Annotated in this window: 21 protein-coding genes and 1 tRNA gene; 6 read left to right on the top strand and 16 right to left on the bottom strand. The window is 37.7% G+C overall.

Annotation, left to right across the window (positions count from 1 at the left end; genetic code table 11):
- Nucleotides 1-2 precede the first annotated feature (2 nt).
- From MMP60_RS03835 to prpF, 3 genes are all read right to left on the bottom strand, one after another.
- Nucleotides 3-2,069, bottom strand: a complete 2,067-nt coding sequence (locus MMP60_RS03835) for a hypothetical protein (protein WP_241335045.1) — start codon at nt 2,067-2,069, stop codon at nt 3-5.
- On the bottom strand, nt 2,060-3,568 hold the full coding sequence (locus MMP60_RS03830) for a hypothetical protein (RefSeq protein ID WP_241335044.1): 1,509 nt from the start codon (nt 3,566-3,568) through the stop codon (nt 2,060-2,062). The genes MMP60_RS03835 and MMP60_RS03830 overlap by 10 nt, the downstream gene beginning before the upstream one ends.
- A gap of 394 nt (nt 3,569-3,962) precedes the next feature.
- Entirely contained in the window at nt 3,963-5,156 is a 1,194-nt protein-coding gene (prpF, locus tag MMP60_RS03825) for a 2-methylaconitate cis-trans isomerase PrpF (RefSeq protein ID WP_241335043.1), read from the bottom strand.
- Nucleotides 5,157-5,524: 368 nt separating this feature from the next.
- Here prpF and MMP60_RS03820 point away from each other — a divergent pair, with 368 nt between their 5' ends.
- Nucleotides 5,525-6,883, top strand: a complete 1,359-nt coding sequence (locus MMP60_RS03820) for an amino acid permease (RefSeq protein ID WP_241335042.1) — start codon at nt 5,525-5,527, stop codon at nt 6,881-6,883.
- A 70-nt stretch (nt 6,884-6,953) separates the two neighbouring features.
- Nucleotides 6,954-7,029: transfer RNA gene (locus MMP60_RS03815), tRNA-Arg, on the top strand.
- 13 nt (nt 7,030-7,042) lie between these two features.
- Here MMP60_RS03815 and MMP60_RS03810 read toward each other — a convergent pair.
- From MMP60_RS03810 to MMP60_RS03770, 9 genes are all read right to left on the bottom strand, one after another.
- The gene (locus MMP60_RS03810; protein WP_241335041.1) at nt 7,043-7,657 is read right to left on the bottom strand and encodes a TetR/AcrR family transcriptional regulator; all 615 of its coding nucleotides are present in this window, start codon (nt 7,655-7,657) and stop codon (nt 7,043-7,045) included.
- A gap of 65 nt (nt 7,658-7,722) precedes the next feature.
- Nucleotides 7,723-8,550 (bottom strand): lysophospholipid acyltransferase family protein, encoded by an 828-nt coding sequence (locus MMP60_RS03805; protein WP_241335040.1) that lies wholly within the window; start codon nt 8,548-8,550, stop codon nt 7,723-7,725.
- Nucleotides 8,551-8,603: 53 nt separating this feature from the next.
- Complete coding sequence (locus MMP60_RS03800) at nt 8,604-9,452, bottom strand: SDR family oxidoreductase (RefSeq protein ID WP_241335039.1); 849 nt, start codon at nt 9,450-9,452, stop codon at nt 8,604-8,606.
- A gap of 4 nt (nt 9,453-9,456) precedes the next feature.
- Nucleotides 9,457-10,482, bottom strand: a complete 1,026-nt coding sequence (dmpG, locus tag MMP60_RS03795; RefSeq protein WP_241335038.1) for a 4-hydroxy-2-oxovalerate aldolase — start codon at nt 10,480-10,482, stop codon at nt 9,457-9,459.
- Between the two features lie 3 nt (nt 10,483-10,485).
- Nucleotides 10,486-11,454: an acetaldehyde dehydrogenase (acetylating) gene (locus MMP60_RS03790; protein WP_241335037.1), complete on the bottom strand. Its 969-nt coding sequence runs from the start codon at nt 11,452-11,454 to the stop codon at nt 10,486-10,488.
- Nucleotides 11,455-11,462: 8 nt separating this feature from the next.
- Nucleotides 11,463-12,254 (bottom strand): fumarylacetoacetate hydrolase family protein, encoded by a 792-nt coding sequence (locus MMP60_RS03785; protein WP_241335036.1) that lies wholly within the window; start codon nt 12,252-12,254, stop codon nt 11,463-11,465.
- Nucleotides 12,251-13,999, bottom strand: a complete 1,749-nt coding sequence (locus MMP60_RS03780; RefSeq protein ID WP_241335035.1) for a bifunctional 3-(3-hydroxy-phenyl)propionate/3-hydroxycinnamic acid hydroxylase — start codon at nt 13,997-13,999, stop codon at nt 12,251-12,253. Before MMP60_RS03780 ends, MMP60_RS03785 begins: the two co-directional genes overlap by 4 nt.
- 17 nt (nt 14,000-14,016) lie before the next feature.
- Nucleotides 14,017-15,021 carry a VOC family protein gene (locus tag MMP60_RS03775; protein ID WP_241335034.1) on the bottom strand — a complete coding sequence of 335 codons (1,005 nt, stop codon included), beginning with the start codon at nt 15,019-15,021 and terminating at the stop codon, nt 14,017-14,019.
- Between the two features lie 12 nt (nt 15,022-15,033).
- Nucleotides 15,034-15,900 carry an alpha/beta fold hydrolase gene (locus MMP60_RS03770; RefSeq protein ID WP_241335033.1) on the bottom strand — a complete coding sequence of 289 codons (867 nt, stop codon included), beginning with the start codon at nt 15,898-15,900 and terminating at the stop codon, nt 15,034-15,036.
- A gap of 274 nt (nt 15,901-16,174) precedes the next feature.
- Here MMP60_RS03770 and MMP60_RS03765 point away from each other — a divergent pair, with 274 nt between their 5' ends.
- Nucleotides 16,175-17,467 carry an outer membrane protein transport protein gene (locus tag MMP60_RS03765; protein ID WP_241335032.1) on the top strand — a complete coding sequence of 431 codons (1,293 nt, stop codon included), beginning with the start codon at nt 16,175-16,177 and terminating at the stop codon, nt 17,465-17,467.
- 54 nt (nt 17,468-17,521) lie between these two features.
- Here the strand turns inward: MMP60_RS03765 and MMP60_RS03760 are convergent, their stop codons facing one another.
- Nucleotides 17,522-17,986 carry a DUF2147 domain-containing protein gene (locus MMP60_RS03760; protein ID WP_241335031.1) on the bottom strand — a complete coding sequence of 155 codons (465 nt, stop codon included), beginning with the start codon at nt 17,984-17,986 and terminating at the stop codon, nt 17,522-17,524.
- 213 nt (nt 17,987-18,199) lie between these two features.
- Between MMP60_RS03760 and MMP60_RS03755 the strand changes: the two genes are divergently transcribed.
- From MMP60_RS03755 to MMP60_RS03745, 3 genes are read left to right on the top strand one after another with little or no spacing between them, the layout of a single operon-like run.
- On the top strand, nt 18,200-19,279 hold the full coding sequence (locus tag MMP60_RS03755; RefSeq protein ID WP_241335030.1) for an amidohydrolase family protein: 1,080 nt from the start codon (nt 18,200-18,202) through the stop codon (nt 19,277-19,279).
- 18 nt (nt 19,280-19,297) lie between these two features.
- Nucleotides 19,298-20,251, top strand: coding sequence for a fumarylacetoacetate hydrolase family protein (locus MMP60_RS03750; RefSeq protein WP_241335029.1), 954 nt, complete (start codon nt 19,298-19,300; stop codon nt 20,249-20,251).
- Nucleotides 20,252-20,268: 17 nt separating this feature from the next.
- On the top strand, nt 20,269-20,706 hold the full coding sequence (locus MMP60_RS03745) for a DUF2147 domain-containing protein (protein ID WP_241335028.1): 438 nt from the start codon (nt 20,269-20,271) through the stop codon (nt 20,704-20,706).
- Between the two features lie 170 nt (nt 20,707-20,876).
- Here the strand turns inward: MMP60_RS03745 and MMP60_RS03740 are convergent, their stop codons facing one another.
- The 3 genes from MMP60_RS03740 to MMP60_RS03730 form a co-directional block, all read right to left on the bottom strand.
- On the bottom strand, nt 20,877-22,289 hold the full coding sequence (locus tag MMP60_RS03740; protein WP_241335027.1) for a glutamine synthetase family protein: 1,413 nt from the start codon (nt 22,287-22,289) through the stop codon (nt 20,877-20,879).
- Between the two features lie 132 nt (nt 22,290-22,421).
- The gene (locus MMP60_RS03735) at nt 22,422-22,985 is read right to left on the bottom strand and encodes a phosphatase PAP2 family protein (protein WP_241335026.1); all 564 of its coding nucleotides are present in this window, start codon (nt 22,983-22,985) and stop codon (nt 22,422-22,424) included.
- 117 nt (nt 22,986-23,102) lie between these two features.
- On the bottom strand, nt 23,103-24,167 hold the full coding sequence (locus MMP60_RS03730; protein WP_241335025.1) for an AraC family transcriptional regulator: 1,065 nt from the start codon (nt 24,165-24,167) through the stop codon (nt 23,103-23,105).
- Nucleotides 24,168-24,213: the final 46 nt, after the last annotated feature.

The following is a 24,213-nucleotide window of genomic DNA, read 5'->3' as shown; positions in this document are numbered from 1 at the left end:
CCTTATTGGGTTGAATCAGCTTTTTGAGCAGTTTGTTGAAGTAGCGGAGGTAAATCATTTAATAATTGTAAAAGATAAGTTTCTTTATAGTTTTGCATAGAAAAACCTTTCAAATTAATTTCTTGTTTAATCCCTTGAGTTCCAATTTTTTGTTGGTTCTCATTAAATAAGCGTACACCAGTAGTGACATCTAGAGTTGCACGACAGTTTTTATCATTTGCATCACATATCAGAGAATTAGGTTGTACATTCACTTTAAATACTGGTTGTATACAAGTTTTTGGTTCAAATAATTTAAGATTTAATTGTTTTTTAAATCCAGCATTTTCAGTCATATATTGAATATTATCTTTAAGTGAGCGCCCCTTTTCTAAGTCCACACCTGTGGCATAGAACGGGTATTTAGAATATTTAGCAAATCCATAATACGTCATCATTGTAAAAGGCTTAAATTGAATCTCACCACTTTGTTCTGTAGCTAAAAATGCGCACATTGAACGTGATAGATTAGAATCTATAGCATTTTCTTGAGTATCAACTTGAATTATATCTCCTGACTTAACAGAGATATTGTCACTCTTCCCAATAGGTGCATCGAGTTGTGCTGTGACTTCATTACCATCACGGGAAATGACAGTTGCCTCCCAAGTCGGGATCAACACTTGTTTACCAGAAATCGTTTGCGAGTTATAAATATTAATTTTTAACCCCAAATTCAATTGTTTACCATGATCTTGAATACTGATTATCTGATTATCTGATTTACTTACTTTCAAGTCAGTACGAGTAAATTTCAGATCTTTCTTAAAAGTTTCTGCCAATTTAATTAATGCATTTTTAAGTGCAACTTCTTTCTGATTTTCCAATGAAAATCCCATACCATCTGAAATGATATCCTTAATTTCATTACTTGCATGTGCAACATGAATGACTCGACCAGAACTATCAATCATTTCTGCCATGACATCGCTATAAACAAATTGCTGCTGAGTGAGTTGTCCCACTTTTTGTTCATAACCTATTGTGGGTGTAACATATAAACGAATAAAAAAATCAGGGAGTTCTCGACGGTTAATATCCTCAGCCTGCGCTAATTTCGTTTCCTCACTAATGGACTGAGCAAGAGCACTATAACGACGATTGACAGGAACTAAAGTAAATGGTGCATTATCTCCTGTCGCATCAGAAAAGATTTGCTCAACCAATTCTTTTGGTTCATCTCCAAAACGAATGATATCCATAACAAGCGCTTTAGGTTTTCGAATAGACTGTCTTACATTAGACGTCATTTTACTAAATTCTTTCGTATTTCCATACAGCATGATAGGAATTGCAACCGCATAGTCTCTATCAGCATGGACAATCCGAATAAGATCACCTTCACTCGAACTCAGTTCATCATTTTTGCCAATACCTTGATCAAATCCTTTATCTAAAATCAGATAAGATTTCCAGCGATCAATAATAGTTGTTCTAATTTCTGAAAGCTTTAATTTAGCTTTTGTACTTTCTACAAGTTGCTGTACTAAAATCAGCATATTATTCTGATACTGTGTAATAATTTTTTGATCAGTGGCAGTTTGACCAATTTCACTACTCATTACTTTAATGGGCTGAACATATGTTTTACTTTCACTAAATATTACTTCACCCGTTAAAATATTAGTCAACTTAAACGACACTGTTAAAGGCAAAAATATTTCAGTTGTCGATTGTTTCTGTACTAAATATTCACTCGCACGCACTACATCCAAAGATGCAACATAAGTACGATTTTTAGTATTTTGCTCAATTTGTGTAACGACTTGATCAGGAAAAGCCTGTTTTAGTGCTTTCTCAAAATTTGCTTGTAATTGTACTCTTAATTCAGGTGTGATTGCCTTTTCAAAATTACAAGATAGCGATGAATCAATAATTTCTGATAAAGGGGTCAAAAGACTTTTACACTGATGTTTAGAACCATTTAAACCAAATAATCCCTTAGATGGATAAATTTGTAAATTCGCATAACTATTTATACTTACAAAACTGAGCAATCCAAAACTTAATAATTTAGTCTTTATTTGCATTGTGAACCACCAATACATAAAGTAATCGTATTGCCTTGTTGTATTCTTTCAGCAGATGCTAATGTTTGATTAACTTGTCTAAGTGCTTTATTTAATTCGACAGTAAGTGGTTTATCACTTTTATACCCCATTGTGATTTCAACTAATTTCCCATCTTGACTACGAATATTAATATTTTCTACGCCAGGAATATGATCCAGAGCCTCATATAAATCATCCCCTAAACGTGTAGAAACATTATTTGTGATGCTTTTTACAAAAATAGTAATTTCTTTACCATACATGGAACGATTTTTAGCATAATTTAGAATTTGTGGAGCAACATTACTAACAGCTAACTCACCTAATTTAGCAGCTACATTAGTACGACAAGCATCAGCCGTTGCCCCTGATGCAGATTCAGTACGGGTTTCACCACCCATTAATGTCGCATCATCAACAGAATATACTTTAAATGTCACAGCACCATCACAAACATACTGTCCTGTTGTTGACGAACGACCACGATCGAAAATATTACTTGAGCCAGCCATAAACCAGTCTGCTTTTGCTTCTCTGGCTGCAGCAGCAAATTTAGCTAATTCAGCATCACTTAATAACTGCTGAATAGTCATGCTACGACCTTTCAAATATTTACTTCTAAATAAATCTGAATCCATTAAACGTAAATCATACTTAGTAGCATTTTGAGCAATACTATTTAAAGTTTGATTAACTTTTTCTGGAACAACACTAGGAGTTTGATATTCAACATACTTAACAAAGCTTTGAATATCATTTTGTCGTTCTTTTTGAGAATAACTTGCATCTTCTGATGCATTGTAATTAGCAGATGTAGAAGAACTTGCTTTATTATTATGACTGGCGCTACCGCCTGCTGCATAAGCTCCTGAACCATACCCGTTATCATAACCACCTACATATCCACTGCTTGATCGACCTTGTGATGATGCGCTGATTTTAGAAGATGCATTTGCTTTTTCCCGACTTGAATAAGCCGCTTTTTCATCATAACTATAACTTTGGTCATTAAAATATGATGTAAACTCTTTTACTGGTTTGGTATTATCTCGAGGAACACCAAAGTACTCATCCATAACAATCATAATAGGGCTTGTACGGCTATTTTTCTTTGACAAACCATAATCATTTAATATTGTACGAAATTCTTTATCATCAATTTCTAAACTAACACGAGTAACCAAATTATTCTCAACATCAGTTTGGCTACCCAAATTTGAGAAATAGACAGGATTCACTTGATTTATAATCTGTGGCAATAACAATTTTGCTTCTGATAATGATTGCATTCCATTTATTTTAATAATCAATGCAGATACTGCTTCAGCTTTTGCTAACTCAGATGCTGTATTTCGAGTAAGATTTTGATCTTTTTTAATAATAGGAGATTTACCTACACCAATTACACTAACAATTTCGGCATGAGCAATATTTGATATAACCATCCCAAAACCTAAAGCCCACAACCATTTTTTCATATAATACCTTTTACTTTTTCATGTAGAAAATCAAGATCACATAAAGTAATCTATAAATAAAAAAATATAAAGAAAAAATTAATATTAAATAATAATTTCTTATAGAAATTATCTTAAAAACCCAAACAGTCTAAATTTATTATTTTGACACTCCATATCATGGATAAATTCATCTTAAAAATAAAAATCTACAAGAAGAGTTATAAATAAAAATGAAATATGGATATTAAAACTATTTTATAGTTACATCATTCACTACCTGCCGCTAAAACCACAGGGTATTTATAGATATGTATCGCATAGTACTTAAAGACTTTCTAGGAATAAATGATTAGACAGAGAAAGTCTTTAAGCCGAAATATTTTAGAATTTCTAGAAGATTAACTATCTAGAATCATGAACTAAAGCTATCACCCGGTACACGAACCCAACCTTCCATCAAGACACGTGCGCTACGACTCATGATTGCTTTCTTCACAGCCCATTTATCATTGATGAATTCTGCTTGAGCACCGACACGTAAAGTGCCTGATGGATGACCAAAACGAACTGCTTCACGTTCGCCACCACCTGCCGCCAAATTCACTAAAGTACCTGGAATGGCTGCTGCCGTTCCAATCGCCACGGCTGCCGTACCCATCATGGCATGATGCAACTTGCCCATAGACAATGCACGTACCAATAAATCAACATCTGTTGCTTCAACAGTTTTGCCACTTGAAGAGGTGTAGCTTTTTGGTTTTGAAACAAATGCAATTTTAGGCGTATGCTGACGTGCTGCTGCTTCTGAAATATCTTTGATCAAGCCCATATGAACTGCACCATATGCGCGAATTTTTTCAAAACGTGCTAAAGCAGCGGCATCGCCATTGATATGATCTTGTAATTCTGTCCCCTGATAACCAATATCTTCAGCATTCAAGAAAATCGTTGGAATACCTGCGTTAATAAATGTCGCTTGGAATGTTCCAACATCTGGAACCACCAATTGATCAACAACATTTCCTGTAGGGAACATATCCCCGCCCTCTTCACCATCATCGGCAGGGTCTAAAAATTCAATTTGAACTTCTGCTGCGGGGAAAGTCACCCCATCCAATTCAAAATCACCTGTTTCCTGAACTTGACCATTGGTCACAGGGACATGTGCAATAATGGTTTTTTGAATGTTCTTTTGCCAAATACGTACCGTACAAATTCCATTTTCAGGAATGCGATCGGCATCAACTAAACCATTTGAAATAGCAAAAGAGCCTACAGCTGCTGTCAGATTGCCACAGTTACCACTCCAATCGACAAAAGCTTGATCAATCGAAACTTGTCCAAATAAATAGTCTACATCATGTTCTGGTTCTGAGCTTTTTGTCAAAATTACCGTTTTACTGGTACTTGAAGTTGCACCGCCCATACCATCAATCTGTTTACCATATGGATCAGGACTTCCAATCACACGTAACAGAAGTTGATCTCGTGCTTTGCCTGCAACTTGTGCAGCTTGTGGTAAATCATTCAGATTGAAAAAGACACCCTTACTCGTGCCACCACGCATATAGGTTGCAGGGACTTTAATTTGTGGTACTGAACTCATGTCAATTTCATCCTTTTATCATGTTCTTGGTCAAGTAGATTGTGAGCTTAAATTATCGTAGAGTCATCTGAAATGCCATACGACTATACGATTAAAGTAAAGCAGAATGGATAAAGCTCGTTCGCTATATTGAGTAAAATTAAATAACTTAACAATGGCACTAACATAAAGAAGTCTTGTTTAAAAAACAAAAACAGGATTTATCTGCATAAAAACCAAACACCTCACAGTTTACTATTCGTTCAAATATAAGATTTTAAATAACTTTTAAAAACTACTTTCCAGTCATAGCCAAGCTGTACTTTTACTAGGCTAAAACCTTGCAATCTATTAGAATATTCCACTTATTTTTCATCGAGCTCAGTCCTTTGAACAACGATTCCTCTCAACTTCAGCGTGGACTTAAAAACCGCCATATTCAGCTCATCGCGATGGGTGGAGCTATTGGTACGGGCTTATTTTTAGGTTCTGCACAAGTCATCCAGTCTGCTGGACCATCCATTATTTTAGGTTATGCGATTGGCGGTCTAATCGCGTTTCTCATCATGCGTCAACTCGGTGAAATGATCGTTGAAGAACCTGTTGCGGGTTCATTTAGTCATTTTGCTCACCGTTATTGGGGGAAGTTTCCAGGTTTTTTATCAGGCTGGAATTATTGGGTACTCTATATTTTAGTTGCAATGACTGAATTAACGGCTGTCGGTAAATATATCAATTATTGGTGGCCTCAAATTCCAGCTTGGCAATCAGTATTATTTTTCTTTGTGATTATTACAGCAATTAACTTAACCAATGTTAAATTTTATGGTGAATCAGAATTTTGGTTAGCCATCATTAAAGTCACCGCTGTTGTTGCCATGATTTTATTTGGTTTATTCTTGCTTTTCACTGCTGATGCAAACTCAACCGCATCATTTAGTAACCTTTGGACACATGGTGGATTTTTCCCAAATGGTTTCGATGGTTTGTTTTACATGCTTGCCTTTATTATGTTTGCTTTCGGTGGAATCGAACTGATTGGTATGGCTGCGGCAGAAGCCAATGATCCTAAGAAAACGATACCAAAAGCAATTAATCAAGTTGTAGTGCGTATTTTGGTTTTCTATATTGGCTCATTAGCAATTCTCCTCTCACTTGTGCCTTGGAACCAACTGGATTTAGGTGGTTTAGACAAAAGTCCATTTGTGATGATTTTTAGTCAAATGGGAATTGGTTGGGCTGCACACTTGCTTAACTTTATTATCTTAACAGCGGCTTTATCTGTATATAACAGCGGTATGTTTGCCAATAGCCGTATGCTTTTCGGTTTAGCACAACAAGGGAATGCGCCTAAAGTTTTCGCTAAAGTAAATAAACAAGGTGTACCAGTTCCTGCTGTTTTATTATCTGCTTTATTGATTTTTGGTTGCGTATTGTTGAACTATTTTGTTCCAGAAGATGCCTTAGGTCATTTGATGTATGTAGTTGTTGGTGCTCTAGTGCTTAACTGGGCGATGATCAGCTTAACTCATTTAAAATTCAAAGCGATGGTAAAGCAAAAGAATTTAAAAACGAGTTTCCCTGCGTTATGGTCACCAATCAGTAACTACTTAGTCTTAGTTTTTATTGCAGTCGTGCTGTACATCATGTGGCAACAAGGTTTCAAAGAGTCTGTGCTGATGATTCCAATCTGGATTGTATTAATGTTTGTGCTCTATAAAGTTTTAAATCTTAAAGCAAAAGATTAAGTATCTGATCAAATTCATCAAAAAGTGATTGCTTAGGCAATCACTTTTTTGTTTATAATCATAAAATTATGCGCTTATAGCTTAACTGGATAGAGCAGTTGCCTCCTAAGCGACCGACGTGGGTTCGAGTCCCGCTGAGCGCGCCATTTTATTGGGTAATTATAATTCTGCTAAGATTGGCAATTCTTTTCTTGCAATCTCATATGCTTCATTGCGCTCTACACCTAGCGCATAAAGTAATAACTCAGCTACCTCAGTTCCAGAATCTCGCCATGTTTTATGACCTTCTAAAACGAGAAAAATTGAGGTTAGAACTGAACCCGCGATTAAAGACATAATAGAAATAAGCTGATCTTCACGAAAACTATAGCGTTTGCTTTCTAAACCAGCAATAACATCAGGTAGAGGTGAATCACTACTTGACCACAATGCCATTAATGATTTTGAGCTAAAAGCAAATCGACAAATAAATCGCCCCCAATCAGGCTCTTCATGCGCTCGTCGAATATACATTCTTACACCTGAAGCAATGCGAATCGCAGCATCAGGTTCAGACTCCAAAGTTTTAATCACTCGTGCATTCATTTCTATTGCCAACTGTGAAGCAATATCTTCAAACAACGTCTCAGGATCAAGTTGATTATTATAAATCGTACCCCGAGCAACACCAGAAGCGGCTGCTAATTCACTAATACTAATATTGGTAGAACCTTTCTCTGCAAAAAGTTTTAGAGCAGTCTTATGAATTCTTTGCTGTGATGACGATAAACGCACAATTTAAACCTTTTGAACAAGAATAGTGAATTTGAACAACTATTCACATTATTATACAAAACCTATTATTCATCAAAGTCTTTAGTCAATTTCTTTCGTAACCAACTCCAATTGTGAACTTTATCGGACTCTCGATAGAGTTTCAGATCTAATATCTGTTTTTCAATCGACTGTGCAACCTGCTCACGTATATCCCAAATATCTTGCTCAGTACTAACCGCATTTAGAGTAGAGATTCTGTCACCAAAACTAAAATAAAAACGCTGTGGCTTAGGCACTGGAAGAAAACCAACACCTTTTGGTATTGGTGGTAAAATATCGCCACCTCTTAACTTATCGCTCAATTTTAACGTATTTAATAGTTTTTGAGCTGTCGTATTGTTCTGGATATCATTGGCATCGATAACAATATCAAAGCAGTCATCTGCACCTAGTGAAGCAAAAGGAATAATGTCATAACCATGCTCGATTGCAAGACGGGCAAAGCCTGAACGTTTCTTCCATATCAGTTGGTACTTCTCACCCTTACGGCGCATGACTTCACGCGCACCACCAGGAAAAACCAAGATAGACTGCCCACTTGACATTAAGTCTCGGCAATTTTCTGGTGAACCAAGTACCATTCCACCTTTGACCAAAATATCTTTCCAAATTGGAATATGAAAATGTATACGATCACCTAAAGAACGTAATTGCACGCCATGTTCAAGTCTAAGATGATCAAGAATTAATGGAACATCCAATAACCCATATAATGTATGGTTACCCACAAATAATGCTGGTTTAGACATATTGAGTTGATCCGAGTTAAAAAAAACTGGATCGAAATACCACCGTTCTAGATTAAGTCCCCATTTGCCATAGCCTAGTTCTGGGGGCACAAAGTTATCCATTTTATTCTCCTCATCAAATTAAGAAGACGTCCCTGTATTCTTAATACCTTAGGTTATTGTTTGACCCAATTTAGACTTTTTTCCCACAGCTCATTTGCTAGATTTATATTTTGAGCAGCATGAGAAGAAACTTTTACTTTGCACTCTTCATAGTAAAAACCTGTATCACCAGCGACATGTGGCTGAGTTGCACAATACAGCGTGGTTTGTGCCCCCTCTTCGGGGCTAATCATAAAACGGCGAATTAACTTGACCAATGGTTGTGGCAATCCCCGCCATACATTGGTTGAAACAACACCTGGGTGTATTGCATAAGTCGTGACCCCTGTACCATAGAGCCGACGACCCAGTTCTTTTGCAAAGAGAATATTTGCAAGTTTAGCAACGGCATATTCTTTTAGACCACCCAAACTCTTAGTCGGTTTCAATAACAAATTGAAATCAATGCTTTGAGCATGTCGATGTGCTTTACTCGAAACCACAACTATCCGTGCAGGTTTTGATTCAATTAATTTTTCAGTCAACAATTGGGTTAATAAGAAATGCCCTAGATGACACACACCAAATGTGAGTTCAAACCCTGATGGAGTCATGCCTTTCTGACCCGCCAAACCCGCATTCGCAATCAATAAATGTAATGGTAGATTTCTAGATAAAAATTGCGTAGCACAAAGACGTACAGAATCTAAATTAGCTAGATCTAACTCAATAAATTCCGCCTTTGCCCGTCCAAAACTGAGGCTTTGGATTTCCTGAAGTACAGCGTGTGCTTTCTTCTGAGAACGGCAGGCTAAAAATACATGATAACCTTGTAATGCTAATTCTCTTGCAGTGACTGCTCCAATCCCTGAGTTTGCACCCGTCACTAAAGCGACTTTGCCATTTAATGTAAATTGGGTCATGCTGTTATCCTGCCTGTTGCTGTTTCAATAGGTCTAAAGCGACATCAACAATCATATCTTCTTGACCACCTACCATTCGACGACGACCCAATTCCACTAAAATATCAACGGTATTTAAACCATAACGTTTAGAAGCAATTTCTGCGTGACGCAAAAAGCTTGAATAGACACCTGCATAACCAAGCGCAAGAGTTTCTCGATCTACGCGTACTGGGCGATCTTGTAATGGTCTCACCAATTCATCCGCAGCATTCATCAACGTAAATAAATCTGTTCCATGATGCCAACCTAAACGTTCAGCAGCGGCGATGAAAACTTCTAAAGGTGCATTACCAGCCCCAGCCCCCATACCTGCAAGACTGGCATCAATTCGATCACAACCTTCTTCAACAGCCACGATAGAGTTTGCAACACCCAAACTTAAATTATGGTGGGCATGTATCCCTGTCTGTGTTTCAGATTTAAGCACATCTTTCATGGCACGGAAGCGGTCACGAATATCATTCATTGACATCGCACCGCCCGAATCCACCACGTAGATGCATTGTGCACCGTAGGATTCCATCAGTTTACCCTGTTGAGCCAACGCTTCAGGCGTGGTCATATGGCTCATCATCAGGAAGCCTACGGTATCCATTCCTAATTCTCTCGCATATTCGATATGCTGCTTAGAAATATCAGCTTCTGTACAATGCGTTGCAACACGGACAATTCGGGCACCTGCATTATAAGCAGCCTTGAGATCATGAATCGTACCAATACCAGGTAACAGTAACGTCGCGATTTGTGCATGAGTCAAAACATCTGCCGCAGCTTCAATCCATTCCAAATCAGTATGTGCGCCAAAGCCATAGTTAAAGCTTGAACCTTGTAATCCATCTCCATGCGCAATTTCAATACTATCTACTTTTGCCAGATCCAAAGCTTTGGCAATCTCTTGTACATTTTGAATCGAGTATTGATGACGAACTGCATGGCTCCCATCTCGGAGGGTAACATCAGAAATATATAATTTTTTGACCATATCCATCACTTAGCCCTCAACCGATACACGTTGTAATTGTAATGATGCTGCAATCTTTTCACCTGTTGCCAAAGCCGCAGAGGTCATAATGTCAAGATTGCCTGCGTATGCTGGTAAATAATGTGCTGCACCCTCAACTTCTAAAAACACACTGGTTTTTAGCCCTGAAAATTTCCCTAATCCTGCAATATTGAGTGGGGCAGATTCAGGAATCACCTCAAACTGGACTTTTTGTTTTAAGCGATAGCCAGCAACATATTTTTGAACCTCAGCCACCATTTTCTCAATCGAGGCTTCAACCGCAGCCTGATCCGCAGCTTCAGACAGCACATAGACCGTATCACGCATCAATAATGGTGGCTCGGCTGGATTGAGTACAATCATTGCCTTACCTTTAACTGCACCACCTACTGTTTCCAATGCTTTTGAGGTGGTTTCGGTAAATTCATCAATATTTGCTCTCGTACCTGGTCCAGCCGATTTACTGGAAATAGAAGCGACAATTTCAGCGTAATGAACTTTTGCAACCCTCGATACTGCTGCAACAATCGGGATCGTTGCTTGCCCACCACAGGTCACCATATTGACATTATGCTGATCAATGTGTTGTTCCAGATTCACCACAGGAACACAATATGGACCAATTGCGGCTGGGGTTAAATCCACCATCCGAATATTCGGCTTATGTTGTCTTAATAAAGCATCATTTTTAATATGTGCCCCAGCAGAGGTCGCATCAAAAATAATATCAATGTCTTTAAATTCAGGTAAATCAATCAGTCCCTGTACGCCCAGATGCGTGGTCGCGACGTTCATACGTTTGGCACGGGCTAAACCATCAGACTCAGGATCAATCCCAACCATCGCAGCAATTTCAAGATGCTCACCATGACGTAACATTTTGATCATGAGATCGCTACCAATATTGCCGCTACCAATAATGGCTGCTTTTACTTTGTTTTTCGGTTGATTATTCATGTTATACCCTACATTAATTTACAACTGACAGAACCCAAACGACCAATATAGGCAGTCACTGCATCACCCGCTTTAACATTGACCATTGGACCTAATGCACCAGATAGAATGACTTCACCCGCTTTTAATCCAATTTCTTTTTCACACATTGTACGAGCCAACCACCAAGCAGCTTTTAACGGATGACCTAGACACGCTGCACCATTACCTTTTGAAGCAAGCTCTTTATTATGTTCAAGCTCCATCTTTACTTTTGCAAAATTTAAGCTGCCAATTTCTATTGGTTGACTTCCTAGAACAAACAAACCACAAGACGCATTATCAGCAACAGTATCTTCTAGTGTGATTTTCCAATTATGAATCGCGCTATCAACGATTTCTAAGGCAGGTAAAGCATAAGCCAATGCCGATATGAACTCTCCCCACGATGGCATTGGCCCAACAAGATCACGCCCCACAATAAAAGCAATTTCGGCTTCAATTTTCGGTTGCATAAGTTGGCTGACAGGAACTGTATCCCCATCTAGATATTCCATATCATCGAACAAAATTCCAAAATCAGGCTGATCCACACCAAGCTGTTGCTGCACCGCTTTCGAAGTCAAACCCACTTTCTTGCCAATAATTCTTGCGCCCTGATTCAACTTATATTCAGTGTTGATTTGTGCCACGGCATAAGCTTCGTCTAAACCTGAAATATGATGTGTCTGAGAAATTTGTTCTATGGTTTGACCTGATTCTCGAGCTTCTCGTAACGCCGAGGCAGCAGAATTTAAACGGACTTGATCATGAGAAGTCATACAGCCACCTCTTTGCTTATTTTTAGCGTTAAATCGCTAGGACAAATATCCAACTGATGCTTTAACTGTTGTATTACGGAATTAATTTCATTCTGATCAACCACAGCAAATGTAAATTTGTCTGGTCTTAATAATGCGATTGGTTGAGATGTCTTACATGCTTTTTTAAACCAACACACCATATCACCATCAATATCTTCCACCTCAGTTACGTCAGGGTTCAGATCACGAACGACATGCCCTTGAGGACGCGTCGAATAAGGATATAAAGTGATAAATTTACAACCGATGAGCTTTAATATCTGCTTAGATGTATTTGATAAAGATTGTGTTGGATCAACAGACAACCCAATCATTGAATAGTTTTCACCGAGTAGCGAATCTAACAGTACACGACGGCCATCCATGCCACGTACAACAGGTTGGGGTGATAAACTACCTTCTGGACTTAAACGATGTTTACGTGCTAAACCTAAATATTGTCCTTTGGTATAAATAGGCTTAGGTTTAAAGCCCCCTTCTTGTCCCCACTCTTTTAATTTTGGGGTAGAACGTATGCTTTTAATTACGCCATCACGAATTTTTCCAGCAACGGGATTGGTCATTGAAACAAGATCTTTCAGGAGTACAGACCCCTGAATCATTGCTTTAGCGTGGTCTAAACGTTCACTTTCATAACTATCTAATAATTTTTCTCCGGCCTGACCATTTAATACGGCACTCAGTTTCCAACCCAAATTACTCGCGTCGCGAATACCTGCACTTGCACCCTGTCCCATAAATTGAGGGGTCATATGGGCAGCATCACCTGCTAAAAGTACACGATTGTCCCGCCACTGATTTGCAACTAAAGCATTAAAGGTATAAACCAATTTACGCTTTATTTCGAAATCATCAGGATTAACAAATTTAGACAACAACATACGAACCGTTTCAGGCTGTTCCATATATTCTTTGGTCTGCCCTTTCTTCAACATAAATTCAAAGCGATGGAAGCCATCTGGTTGCACACAACTGACTACAGGTAAATCAGGATCGACCACAAAGTTAAAATAAGGTAGATGACGTAGACCTTTATTGCGATCTTTTTGTTTTAGATCAACCACTAACCATGGTTCTGGAAAGTTTTTCCCTGACATTTCAATGCCCAACTTGGCACGGACTGTACTACGACCACCATCTGCACCAACTAAATAGCGTGCAGATATTTGCTGAATATCAACCTCACCCTCTGCTTCAGCTTTAACATCACACTCATCACTAAAACGATAAACTTGAGTTGCCTGATGAAAAACCGTCACTGCATGATGATCTTGACTGAAATTAATCAGCTCTCGACCACGCCAAATCCTAACATTTGGATATTGAGCTAAAGCATTGGTTAAAGAGGTTTCTAAATAGGGTTGATAGTAAAAATTGATCACTGACCAACCAAATGGGCGTTTCAGCGGCTTATATTGCATCAGTACCGTACTATCAGGACGAACAAGCTGTACGGGGGTATCTAATAACATATCTTTTTGCAGTTCTTCAGCCATACCAATCGACTGAAAAATTCGCATACATTCATCATCGGTATACACTGCACGAGCATTGCCATAAAACACAGGTTCACGTTCTAACACCAAAACTTGATGTCCGTGCTTTCCTAGGATATGTGCCAATACCAATCCTGTTGGTCCTAGACCTGCAATCACCACATCAACATTTTGTGATGTCATTTTTTTAATTTTCTGACCTGTCATGTTTAGAACCTCTAAAGCTAGATGGGAGAATATTCAGGATGAATCACAGTTGAGATTCCCTGTTTTAAATTACTTAAATTGGTAGAGAACATATAAAGTTTGGTTGGATTCTCAGGCTTATGCCCCCAAGAACTGATTGCGAAATATTTGGTTGGTTTCCAAGTTCTTTCATCGACAACCAATGGTGCCCAGCCGAATTCAATTTCAAAGCCTGATGGACTAATCACATAAAAAGACAGTTCCTTATCATTCGGATGTTGCCCAATCTCATGCGCCATTTCATATCCGAGCTGTTTGCAACGCTGAAAGGCCTGTGATAAGTCATCCAAAGAAGCAGCTTGTACATTCATATGTTGAACTTTGGTGCGAATCGGATCTAAAGTGATTTCTCTAGTGGTTGCGATCGCAACAGAATGATGACGCTCATTCAAACGTAGAAAAGTCACATCGAGGGTCACACCACTCATCTCTTGCTCGACATAATCGCTGACTCTGGCATTAAATATTTCTTGCCAAAATCGCTGCATCTTCAAAGGTTTCCTTGAAGTAATCGCCACATGCCCCATACCGGCTTGTGCTGTAATAAAACCTGAACTCAACATTTGTAACGGCTGTTCAGTCAGATCAGCTTGAATAAAAAGCTCAATATTCTGTTTTTTAGGTCCTAATATTCGCCAAAATGCTTTCACACCTCTTTGCTCAGCCTCAGCCTGCGTACTTTTCTCAACAGCAATATCACGTTCAGCCAATCGACCCAGAATAATATCTAGTGTTTTTTGATCTTTAACCTGCCAGCCCAGTGCAATAAAATCTTCTGTGCTACCTTTTTGTACCATCAAGCGTTTGGCATGATCGTCCATGCGAAAGCTGAGTTCATTGATTAACTTTTCATCTGTATTAAAATGCAGTCCTAAACCCTGTTGCAGAAAAGTTTTCCATTCTTTTAATTTATTGGATTCAATCACCGCATAACCCATGCGTACTGAACCAAAAATATCCTGATCTACTGTGGTGCTATTCATATGCTCACCTTTTCAAGCGATAGCTTGTCTAGCAAAGAAATCTAGACTGAGTTGATTAAATTCATCCGCTCTTTCCCACTGCACCCAATGCCCTGTGTTAGCAAATAAATAAACATCACAATTCGGCATGATTTTCTGCAAAGTCAGTGCACCACTCGGACGGTTCACTAAATCATTCGCCCCCCAAACCACTAAGGTTGGAACTTTACATTTTTTCAGGCGAGAATCACGGGTGAAGTCCATACGAATCGCACCTTTTAATCCCGTAGGGCGACGTAGTGGAGGTGCAGCAATCACGTCTGGATCGATACTGGCTTGGAAACGTTCACGAATGACACTTTCTGGAACTTGACTACCATCGAACACGAGGTATTCACGGATAAAAGTTCTTAACTTATCCATACTTGGCCCTTTACCACCATAGTAATTTAATAAGCAATTCAAACCTTTAGTAGGTAAACCTTTCGTTGTATTAATTCCACCAGGCCCCATAAGAATCAAGCTTGCAACACGTTCTGGCTGTTCAAGTGCCATGCGTAATCCACAGGCTCCACCAAGAGAGTTACCAATGATATGTACCTGTTTAATCTTTAACTGATCAAGCAAGCCAAACATTGCATCCGCTAAATCCCCAAATGGATCATCACGATTTACGCCTTTTGATGACTGACCATAGCCCTGCATATCAGGAATAAGTACACGATATTTTTCCGCCAACGCACCAATATTTTTGGAGTAGTTCGATAACCCAGAAGCACCAGGACCACCACCATGCAACATCAGAATCGGAAAGCCCTCACCTTGTTCACATAAAAAAATCTGTCTATGACCAAATTTTATAAACCGTGAACTCAAGGCATTTTCTTTATGCTCTGTCATTTTTTGGACTCTAAATTTACTAAACATAATTAATTTGAACATATTTGTTCAAATTAATCAATATTTGTTCATGTTTTATAAAATAATAAATATCAAATAGATAAAGATTTATTGGTTTATATCTCAAAATTTTCTAAAAAATTTATCTGAAGAGCAACGCATTGAAAATCAGATTGCATTAAAGAAACACTATTAAAAAAATAGACAAATAATTTGCAAATTAAACACTTTTGTTTGATATTTTACACTTAATTTATATTAAATGGATTTTATCGTGATCAAAATACGCAAATCTCAACTCTTCTCGCTGTTTTTATTCAGTCAAGCCTCTGTTTGCTATGCATCTGGTGTTTACATTGACACTCAAACAGCCAATGGTGTCGGTTATGCTTTCGCAGGTGCATCTGTACTTGCTCAGGATGCAAGTGTTATTGCTTATAATCCTGCGGGAATGGGCGCATTAGATCAGGGCAATTACCTCTCTGGTTCAGCTTCGCTGGTTCTGGCACAAACTGAATTTAATGGCACCAATAGCGCATCAATTTCACCAATCGTTCCTACAGGAAGCATAAATGATCGTATCGATCGAAAATTAGTTGTTCCTAGTTTTCAATATGTTTATAAAAGCGAACAGCCTTATGCCATCGGTATCAGTGTTTCACCAATGTATGGTAATGAGGGCGAATGGAATGACCAATTTATCGGTCGTTATAAGGGCTTAAAAACTGAAGTCACAGGGATGAACTTTAATACTTCTTTTGCTTATGCATTGAGCCCACAATTGATGTTTGGTTTTGGCATCAACTATCTTGATTTTGATGCAACACTCACAAGAAAAGCAGCTCCGTTGGTCAATACAAGCACAACACCCCCGATTTATGTAGGTGATGCTCAAGGGGAATTACAAGGTGATGGAGATGGTTGGGCAGCGAATGTAGGGGTGTTTTGGCGACCGACCCAAGACATTGATCTTGGCTTAACGTATCGCTCTGAAACTGATTTGAAACTTGATGGTTCACTCACCATCACAACACCAAAAACAAAACTGACAACGCCAGCCACAGTCGACATTAGTATGCCTCAAAGTGCTAGCTTAGGAGCAGCATACCGCTTCAAGCCAAAATGGACTGCACTCGCTGAAGTGACTTGGTACGATTGGTCTGTTTTACCAGCCTTTAGTGCCGTTAATCCTGCAACAAATGTGGTTGTATATGAAGAACAATTACATTTTAGAGATGGTTTTCGGTCTAGCCTTGGCGCTTTATACCAAATAACACCAGCCACACAGCTTAGATTTGGTACAGCCTATGATAAATCGGTCGTACAATCATCATCAGAACGTACCGTACGCTTCCCCGATGCAGATAGAATTTGGCTCTCCGTCGGTGCAGGCTACCAATTGAATCAAAAACTGAGTATAGATTTTGGCTATGCTCATATTTTTGCAAATGAAGCCACAATCAAAAGTCCAACAATCGTTGCTGGCAATACGACGATGCAAACTTTAGAAGGTAATTTTGAAACACAAGCTGATATTTTTTCTCTTCAATTCAACTATAAATTCTAAGAAAATGACCCGCTTAATTTATCATTAAGCGGGTCATTTTCTTTTAAATCATAACTATTCTATTTTGACCCACGTTTGGCTTCGACCTAATGCAGACGTGCCTAAATACCCTCTTAAATTCAGCCTGTTGCCACTTGTATTCAGCCTCATTTTACCCTTATAAATATTGCCACTCATTGGGTCAATCACTTTTCCATCCGTATATTCATCTGTTTTATTGATATTTTTTTTAAAACCATACAAGATTTTCATACCAATCAGTGGAACATCTTTTAACTCATTTTTACAACGGAAACACTTATCGGTATAGGGTTCTTTTTGATTCGGTAAAGCATAAATCTCCTCAATTGTTCCTTCATAGCTACCATCTGTCAGCTTATAAATATTAATTTTAGCGCGTGCATAACCACTTCGATCATCCATCGCCTTCCATTTGCCCACAATTTCCTCTGCCCAAGTATTGGTTATACACATGCTTGAAATCGCAAGAATCAGAAAAAATTTCATTTTTAGTTTCATCGGCTTATTGCTCCTTAATAAGCTGTTGTCGAGGTTAGAACCAACAATCTTCTGTATTTATAATCACAAGAATAGTTATAAATTTACAAAAAATTAAACACAATTGTTCAATTTTAACCATAATTGACTTAATATAATCAGATTGAAATTTGTTGTCTAGTGAAACTGGCAACTTACAAAAAATGAAAGACCTCGTGATAAGAAGGAATCGTTATGGCAAACACCGTATTTCAGCAAGGACGTATAGATGTCCATCACCACATCGTTCCACCTGTATTTAGAGAAGCAATGCTCAATAAAGGAATCACTAAAGTCGCTGGAGCGCCGCTTCCTCTATGGTCGCCAGCTCAATCCATTGAAATCATGAATCAAATTGGAACTCAAACGGCTATTGTCTCTTTATCTGCACCAGGTGTTTACTTTGGAAATGCGCAAGAGGCTTGTGATTTAGCTCGTCAATGTAATGAATATACGGCGGATATGCGTGCGAAATATCCGAATAGATTTGGTTTTTTCGCAGTACTCCCAATGCCTTTAACTTCAGAATCATGTAAAGAAGCAATTTATGCTTTGGAAATATTAAAAGCAGATGGCATCGTATTATTAGGTAGTACAGATGGTATTTTTCTTGGTGACTCAAGATTTGAGGAACTGATGTATGAGTTAAATCAACGTCATGCAATTGTTTTTATACATCCTAATTTACATGAAACAAGTGAACATTTGGGATTAAATACACCTGGATTTATTTTAGAATTTTTACCAGATACGACACGTGCAGCAGTTAATTTGATCACGTCTGGAGTCATGGAACGTTATCCAAATATCCAGTTTATCTTAGCGCATGCTGGTGGCTTTTTACCCTATGTTGCATGGCGTGTATCGCTAGGTAACTTAATGTCTGAAATGAATCAGAATGCCCCTCAAGGAATCCTCACGTATATAAAACGTTTTTATTTTGATACCGCATTATCACCATCACCTTATGCCATGTCTGCATTAAAAGAACTTGTCGGCACAGATCGCATTTTGTTTGGTAGCGATTTTCCATTTGCACCTGCCCCCATTTCTCATATGCAAACGCGTTCCCTTGATGATCTGCCCATTTTTAATGATTTAGATCAATATAAAATCCAGCGTAGTAATGCACTCACCCTATTTCCTCAATACAAGCAACTCGATGAAATTACACAGCCCAGACCCATTTATCAACAAGAGAGCATAAGCAATAAACTTAAACGTTGGATGACACAGCCCATCATCGCGATTGCAGAAAAGAAACGTTCCAAATAAGCTCACTGGAGAAACTGTATGGCATTACATCTCGTTCATTTTATCGACCCTCAACAAAAAGAACGTTGGGGTATAGTCGAATCAAATCACATCACCGCTCTTCAAAATGACTTCCCTACGACAAAAGACATTATTGAATGTGGTTTAGTCAAGCTTGCTCAGTTAGCGCTAGAGAGTACTGAAAAATATTTGTTCAGCGACATTGCGCTACTTAGCCCAATCACTAATCCCTCGCAAATATTGTGTCAAGGTGCGAACTATCGCCAACATATGCTTGATTCAGGTATCAATCCTGATACCCAGTCATTCAATATGTTTTTTACTAAATCATTGGCATCTCTTCATGGACCAATAGGATGGATTGAAAAACCTAGCCATGTTGATTTATTAGACTATGAAATTGAGTTAACACTAGTACTGGGGAAAAGAACGCAAGGCTGTGTCACAGTCTCTACAGAAAATTTACACGAATATATTGCAGGTATCTGTATCGGTAATGATGTCTCAGCACGTGACATTCAAATTCCACAAATGCAATTTTATAAAGGCAAAAGCTACCGTACTTTCTGTCCACTTGGCCCTGTACTGTGTCTACTAAATAAAACGGAAATGCATTATTTAAATCATCTACAACTTACATTAAAAGTGAATGGTGAAGTTCGCCAACAAGATTCTACTGAGAACTTGGTTTTCAAGCCTGCTGAAACACTGACAGAATTCTCCCAAATTACCAATTTCGAAGTGGGTGATGTACTCATGACGGGGACTCCATCAGGATGTGCATTGGGATTACCCTCCGCTGCTCTCATTAAAATGACAGGTCTTCTACCTGAAAAACTCAAATGGCAATTGTTTAATAAAGGCCAATCCAAACGTTCCCAGTACTTAAAAATTGGCGACCAAGTCGAATCTCATATTTTTAGTCATGATGGCAAAATCAATTTAGGTCATCAGCGACATACCGTTTGTTAAGCAGAGAATCTTTTGTCATGAAGAAATATTTCTTTCTATTTTTACTCGCTTCTTACTCAATTCATTCATTTGCATCAGATCAGCTCAATGGCACTGTTTGGAAAACAATCGATGATGAGACCAATCAACCTAGAGCAATTGTGAAATTTAGCGAGGATCAAACAGGGGCTTTATCCGCTACCATCGAAAAAATACTCGTTCCCAGTGAAGCAAATGTATGCTTAAAGTGTCAAGGAGCCTATAAAAACAAGTCATTAGTTGGCGTAGTAATCGTCAAGCATTTAAAAAGTACCAGCCAAAATAAATATGAGAATGGTTCAATCCTAGACCCCAAAACAGCTAAAACATATAGCTTCAGTGCAACATTATCTCCTGATGGCAAAAAACTAAATGGTCGTGGTTATATCGGTATTTCTGCACTTGGAAGAAGCCAAACTTGGTATAGGCTCAAATAATCTCGATACAACTATACTACTGGGAAATATTTCATGATAAGTAATCGTTTAAAATATGACTTTTACTTATCACTTTACTTAAAATTTAAAAAGCAATTAACTATAAAAATAGATCTATCACCCTGATTAATCCACCAAACATTATATTAAAAAAATTATTGACTTAATCTTCAAATATCCCAACCCTTTTCAACAGACGTGATTTGACTATAAACACTTTGATGTTCTGCTTGTTTTACTGTGCACCATAATTCCATAAATTCTTTACCTAAATATTCTGCAAGTATCTTATTATTTTTAAATAATTTTAAAGCTTCAATTTGCTCAATTGGCAATAAATGATGTTTAGATTTAAAAGTAAGTTGATTGATTTGTTTAGGTACTTCTAATTGATGTGTCAAACCATAAAGTGTACCGATCAAAATCATAGCAATGCTCAGATAAGGATTACAATCTGCTCCTGCAACACGATATTCCAATCTTTGATTTCCTTGATCAGAGCAAGGGATGCGAATAGCGACATTACGATTATTGAGCCCCCAATTTGCTTCTAAAGGAACATGATGCCCCATTTTAAAACGTCTAAATGAGTTTAAATTAGGTGCCAAAATTGCCATCGAACTTGGCATGAGCGATAACAGACCACTAATGACGTTTAATAAGTCTACGGACAACTCAGCATGCTGAGAACTAAAAATATTGTTTTGATCTTGATCAAGCAGACTCATATGAAAGTGCATGCCACTGCCCGCTTTTAACAGATCTGGCTTGGCTAGGAAATTTGCTCTAAACCCATGTTTATTTGAAATTTGTTTTATAGTTCGTTTTAACAACATAATCTGATCACATAACTTTAAAAGATCACATGTATGTTGCAGATTGATCTCATATTGCCCCGAAGATGCCTCAGAAATAATTCCTGTAATCAAAATATTCTGTAATTTAGCAACAGTTTCGATATCATCTAAAATCTGTTGATGTGTATCTGAGAGATGAATATCAAAGCACTGTGTTGTCGTCTCTTCAGCCTTTTCTATCCCATTTAAAGGTTGTAAATAAAATTCTATTTCTGCGGCGATACAAGGGCGATAATTTCTTTCATGTAACTGCTTGAGTATTTTCTTTAAAAGATTACGAGGTTCAATCAAACAATCTTGATAATGAGCATCTTTCATCGTCAATAGTAATTGAGCATTGCTTTCAGGATCAATCGCACAGGGGTGTAATGAACCTAAAATAGGCTGACACAAATGATCTGGTTCACCAATAAATTTGCCTAATCCTGTTTCTTCTATCACATGTCCATTTAGGCTCATTGCATAAATAGAAAGTGGTAAATAACATGCTTTCGTCAATGGTTTTAAACATTTAACATCAATTCTTTTACCTCGTAGATGTCCATTCAAATCATATAAATAAATATCGACATGCTGTGTATTTGGATATTTTTTTAAATAGTTCTCTACTTCCTCTAAAAATAATGCCTCTTCTAATGAATTTCTTTCATACTTTTCTTTATTTGAGTTTTTAACAGTATTATTAATATTGAGTAGATGATCCAGTTCAACAAATACGGCATTCATGATTTAAACCAAGTTCATATTGATATAAATAGAATAGTTTATGAATGTGAATATGTAACGTTAATATGATATAAACTTATTGAGTAGCCGTATAAATTTAACGTAAAATTCAAGTCATTATTTAAAATTAAGTTAGGCATCATAAGCACGTACAGCACTAACTTTTCGTATTCTTAACCTAAATTCTTGCACGGCATAATTGACTGAAACAACCAAAATCAAACCGATAACAAAAGAACCAATAATATCAAATGGGAAATGAACACCCACATAAATTCTTGACAATCCAACCGTAATCGCCACCAGTCCTCCTGCAATGCCAATCTTTTTGAATCCAGCTAACCAATATGAAAATGCAATAATCGCAATAGTTAAAGTATGCTGACTTGGGAATGATGAACTAAGACCGTGTCCAATCAATTGATGACCTAAGCCAAGTTCAAAAGGACGAGGATGATGGTAGAAAATTTCAGCTAAATCACTCAAGACTAAAGATAGCAACACGATTAAAAGTGTTTTTGCGAATAAAAAATTATAGGTCTTCCATTTTAAAACCAATAAGAACAAGAGAAAACATATAAAAACCGTATTCAAATCATGTGCCGTGAATATGGCAATTCTGTCTAAAACAGGACTTTGTGTTGCAATCGAGTTGATACAATCAAACAAATACATGTTTAAGCTTTCGAAGATCATTGCATCTTTATCTTTATTAGATTAACTCGTCGCAATATATAAGCTGATCATGAAAGAATTATTAATGTAGTAGTCAAAATTCTTTTTTTGAAATCATATGCCGCGCTTTACACCAAACTAAGCAAACTTTTTACGATATTGATTAGGTGAATTCCCTGTCCAATGGCGATAAGCTTTCCTAAAGTTTGAAGTATCTGAAAAACCGAGCCTTTCCGCAATTTCATCCATGCTTAATGTCGTTGCAGCCAAATACTCATCAGCAAGACGTGTTCTCGTGCTATCCAAGATGTCTTGATAACTCACATTCAGATCAGCTAAACGACGATATAAAGTTCTTTTAGATACATGTAATTGATCTGCCATCTGTTGAGCAGTTGGAAAATTCCCAACGCTATCCAAGAAAATAAGACGAATCGTTTTGATCAGTTCAGATTCTTCATCATTTTCATTTCCCAACATCCGCTCACAAAAGGATTGACACATATCTGCGGTAATCGGATTTGCATTTGGACAAGGCGCATCTAACCATGCTAAATCGAAATGCCATTGCATCACCTCTGCATCAAATTCCACAACACAACCAAACACCTTTTGATATTCATCTGCATATTCAGGGGCAGGATAAGGCAGCAATAACCTTTTAGCCTGAAACGGCGCTTCAAGTACGCACTGAATTAAGGTTTGCATTGAACTAAACCAGAACTCGCAAATTAATGGCAATAAATGTCCTAAAGCGATAATTTCCTTAGCCTCAAAAATTGCAGCATCATTTTGTATATAAAATGATTTCTGTAATACTGGACTGGCTAATTTGATATGACGAATGCCAAGTTCAACGGCTTGTTGAAAATTACGGGAAGAGTAAAGTGCATAACCATACACCCCGAAATCTGATAATTTTTGTTTTTGCCCTGCCCGAAGCCCAATCAATGGATCTTTAGACAAGGATTGGATATTTTGAAATAACTTCAACTTTTGATATTGAGATATTGTTGTGGTCGCACTTGTCAGCGCATCATGCGCAATACCCGTACCGTCCAATATCTGAGCGATGGAATATCCTTGTTTCTGCATTTCATCAAACAGACTGGTTAAACCAAGTATAGGCGTGCCCTGACCGAATAGCGTATGATCATAACGAGCTTCAATATAAATATTTTGCTCAATATTCTGTTTAGGCATTTTCACTTTATCCATCGGGTCAGTAGATAATGGCACTAAATTACTT

It is taken from the genome of Acinetobacter sp. ANC 4805, from assembly GCF_022549495.1.
Taxonomy (GTDB): Bacteria; Pseudomonadota; Gammaproteobacteria; order Pseudomonadales; family Moraxellaceae; genus Acinetobacter.
Note: the sequence above shows the minus strand (reverse complement) of the source record. Positions and strands in the feature narration are given on the sequence as shown.

Excerpts from the sequence above, each read along its gene's own strand:
- MMP60_RS03835 (WP_241335045.1), bottom strand. The coding sequence starts at position 2,069 with ATGCAAATAAAGACTAAATTATTAAGTTTTGGATTGCTCAGTTTTGTA.
- MMP60_RS03830 (WP_241335044.1), bottom strand. The coding sequence starts at position 3,568 with ATGAAAAAATGGTTGTGGGCTTTAGGTTTTGGGATGGTTATATCAAAT.
- prpF (WP_241335043.1), bottom strand. The coding sequence starts at position 5,156 with ATGAGTTCAGTACCACAAATTAAAGTCCCTGCAACCTATATGCGTGGT.
- MMP60_RS03805 (WP_241335040.1), bottom strand. The coding sequence starts at position 8,550 with ATGGATAACTTTGTGCCCCCAGAACTAGGCTATGGCAAATGGGGACTT.
- MMP60_RS03800 (WP_241335039.1), bottom strand. The coding sequence starts at position 9,452 with ATGACCCAATTTACATTAAATGGCAAAGTCGCTTTAGTGACGGGTGCA.
- dmpG (WP_241335038.1), bottom strand. The coding sequence starts at position 10,482 with ATGGATATGGTCAAAAAATTATATATTTCTGATGTTACCCTCCGAGAT.
- MMP60_RS03790 (WP_241335037.1), bottom strand. The coding sequence starts at position 11,454 with ATGAATAATCAACCGAAAAACAAAGTAAAAGCAGCCATTATTGGTAGC.
- MMP60_RS03785 (WP_241335036.1), bottom strand. The coding sequence starts at position 12,254 with ATGACTTCTCATGATCAAGTCCGTTTAAATTCTGCTGCCTCGGCGTTA.
- MMP60_RS03780 (WP_241335035.1), bottom strand. The coding sequence starts at position 13,999 with ATGACAGGTCAGAAAATTAAAAAAATGACATCACAAAATGTTGATGTG.
- MMP60_RS03775 (WP_241335034.1), bottom strand. The coding sequence starts at position 15,021 with ATGAATAGCACCACAGTAGATCAGGATATTTTTGGTTCAGTACGCATG.
- MMP60_RS03770 (WP_241335033.1), bottom strand. The coding sequence starts at position 15,900 with ATGACAGAGCATAAAGAAAATGCCTTGAGTTCACGGTTTATAAAATTT.
- MMP60_RS03760 (WP_241335031.1), bottom strand. The coding sequence starts at position 17,986 with ATGAAACTAAAAATGAAATTTTTTCTGATTCTTGCGATTTCAAGCATG.
- MMP60_RS03755 (WP_241335030.1), top strand. The coding sequence starts at position 18,200 with ATGGCAAACACCGTATTTCAGCAAGGACGTATAGATGTCCATCACCAC.
- MMP60_RS03750 (WP_241335029.1), top strand. The coding sequence starts at position 19,298 with ATGGCATTACATCTCGTTCATTTTATCGACCCTCAACAAAAAGAACGT.
- MMP60_RS03745 (WP_241335028.1), top strand. The coding sequence starts at position 20,269 with ATGAAGAAATATTTCTTTCTATTTTTACTCGCTTCTTACTCAATTCAT.
- MMP60_RS03740 (WP_241335027.1), bottom strand. The coding sequence starts at position 22,289 with ATGAATGCCGTATTTGTTGAACTGGATCATCTACTCAATATTAATAAT.
- MMP60_RS03735 (WP_241335026.1), bottom strand. The coding sequence starts at position 22,985 with ATGATCTTCGAAAGCTTAAACATGTATTTGTTTGATTGTATCAACTCG.
- MMP60_RS03730 (WP_241335025.1), bottom strand. The coding sequence starts at position 24,167 with ATGCCTAAACAGAATATTGAGCAAAATATTTATATTGAAGCTCGTTAT.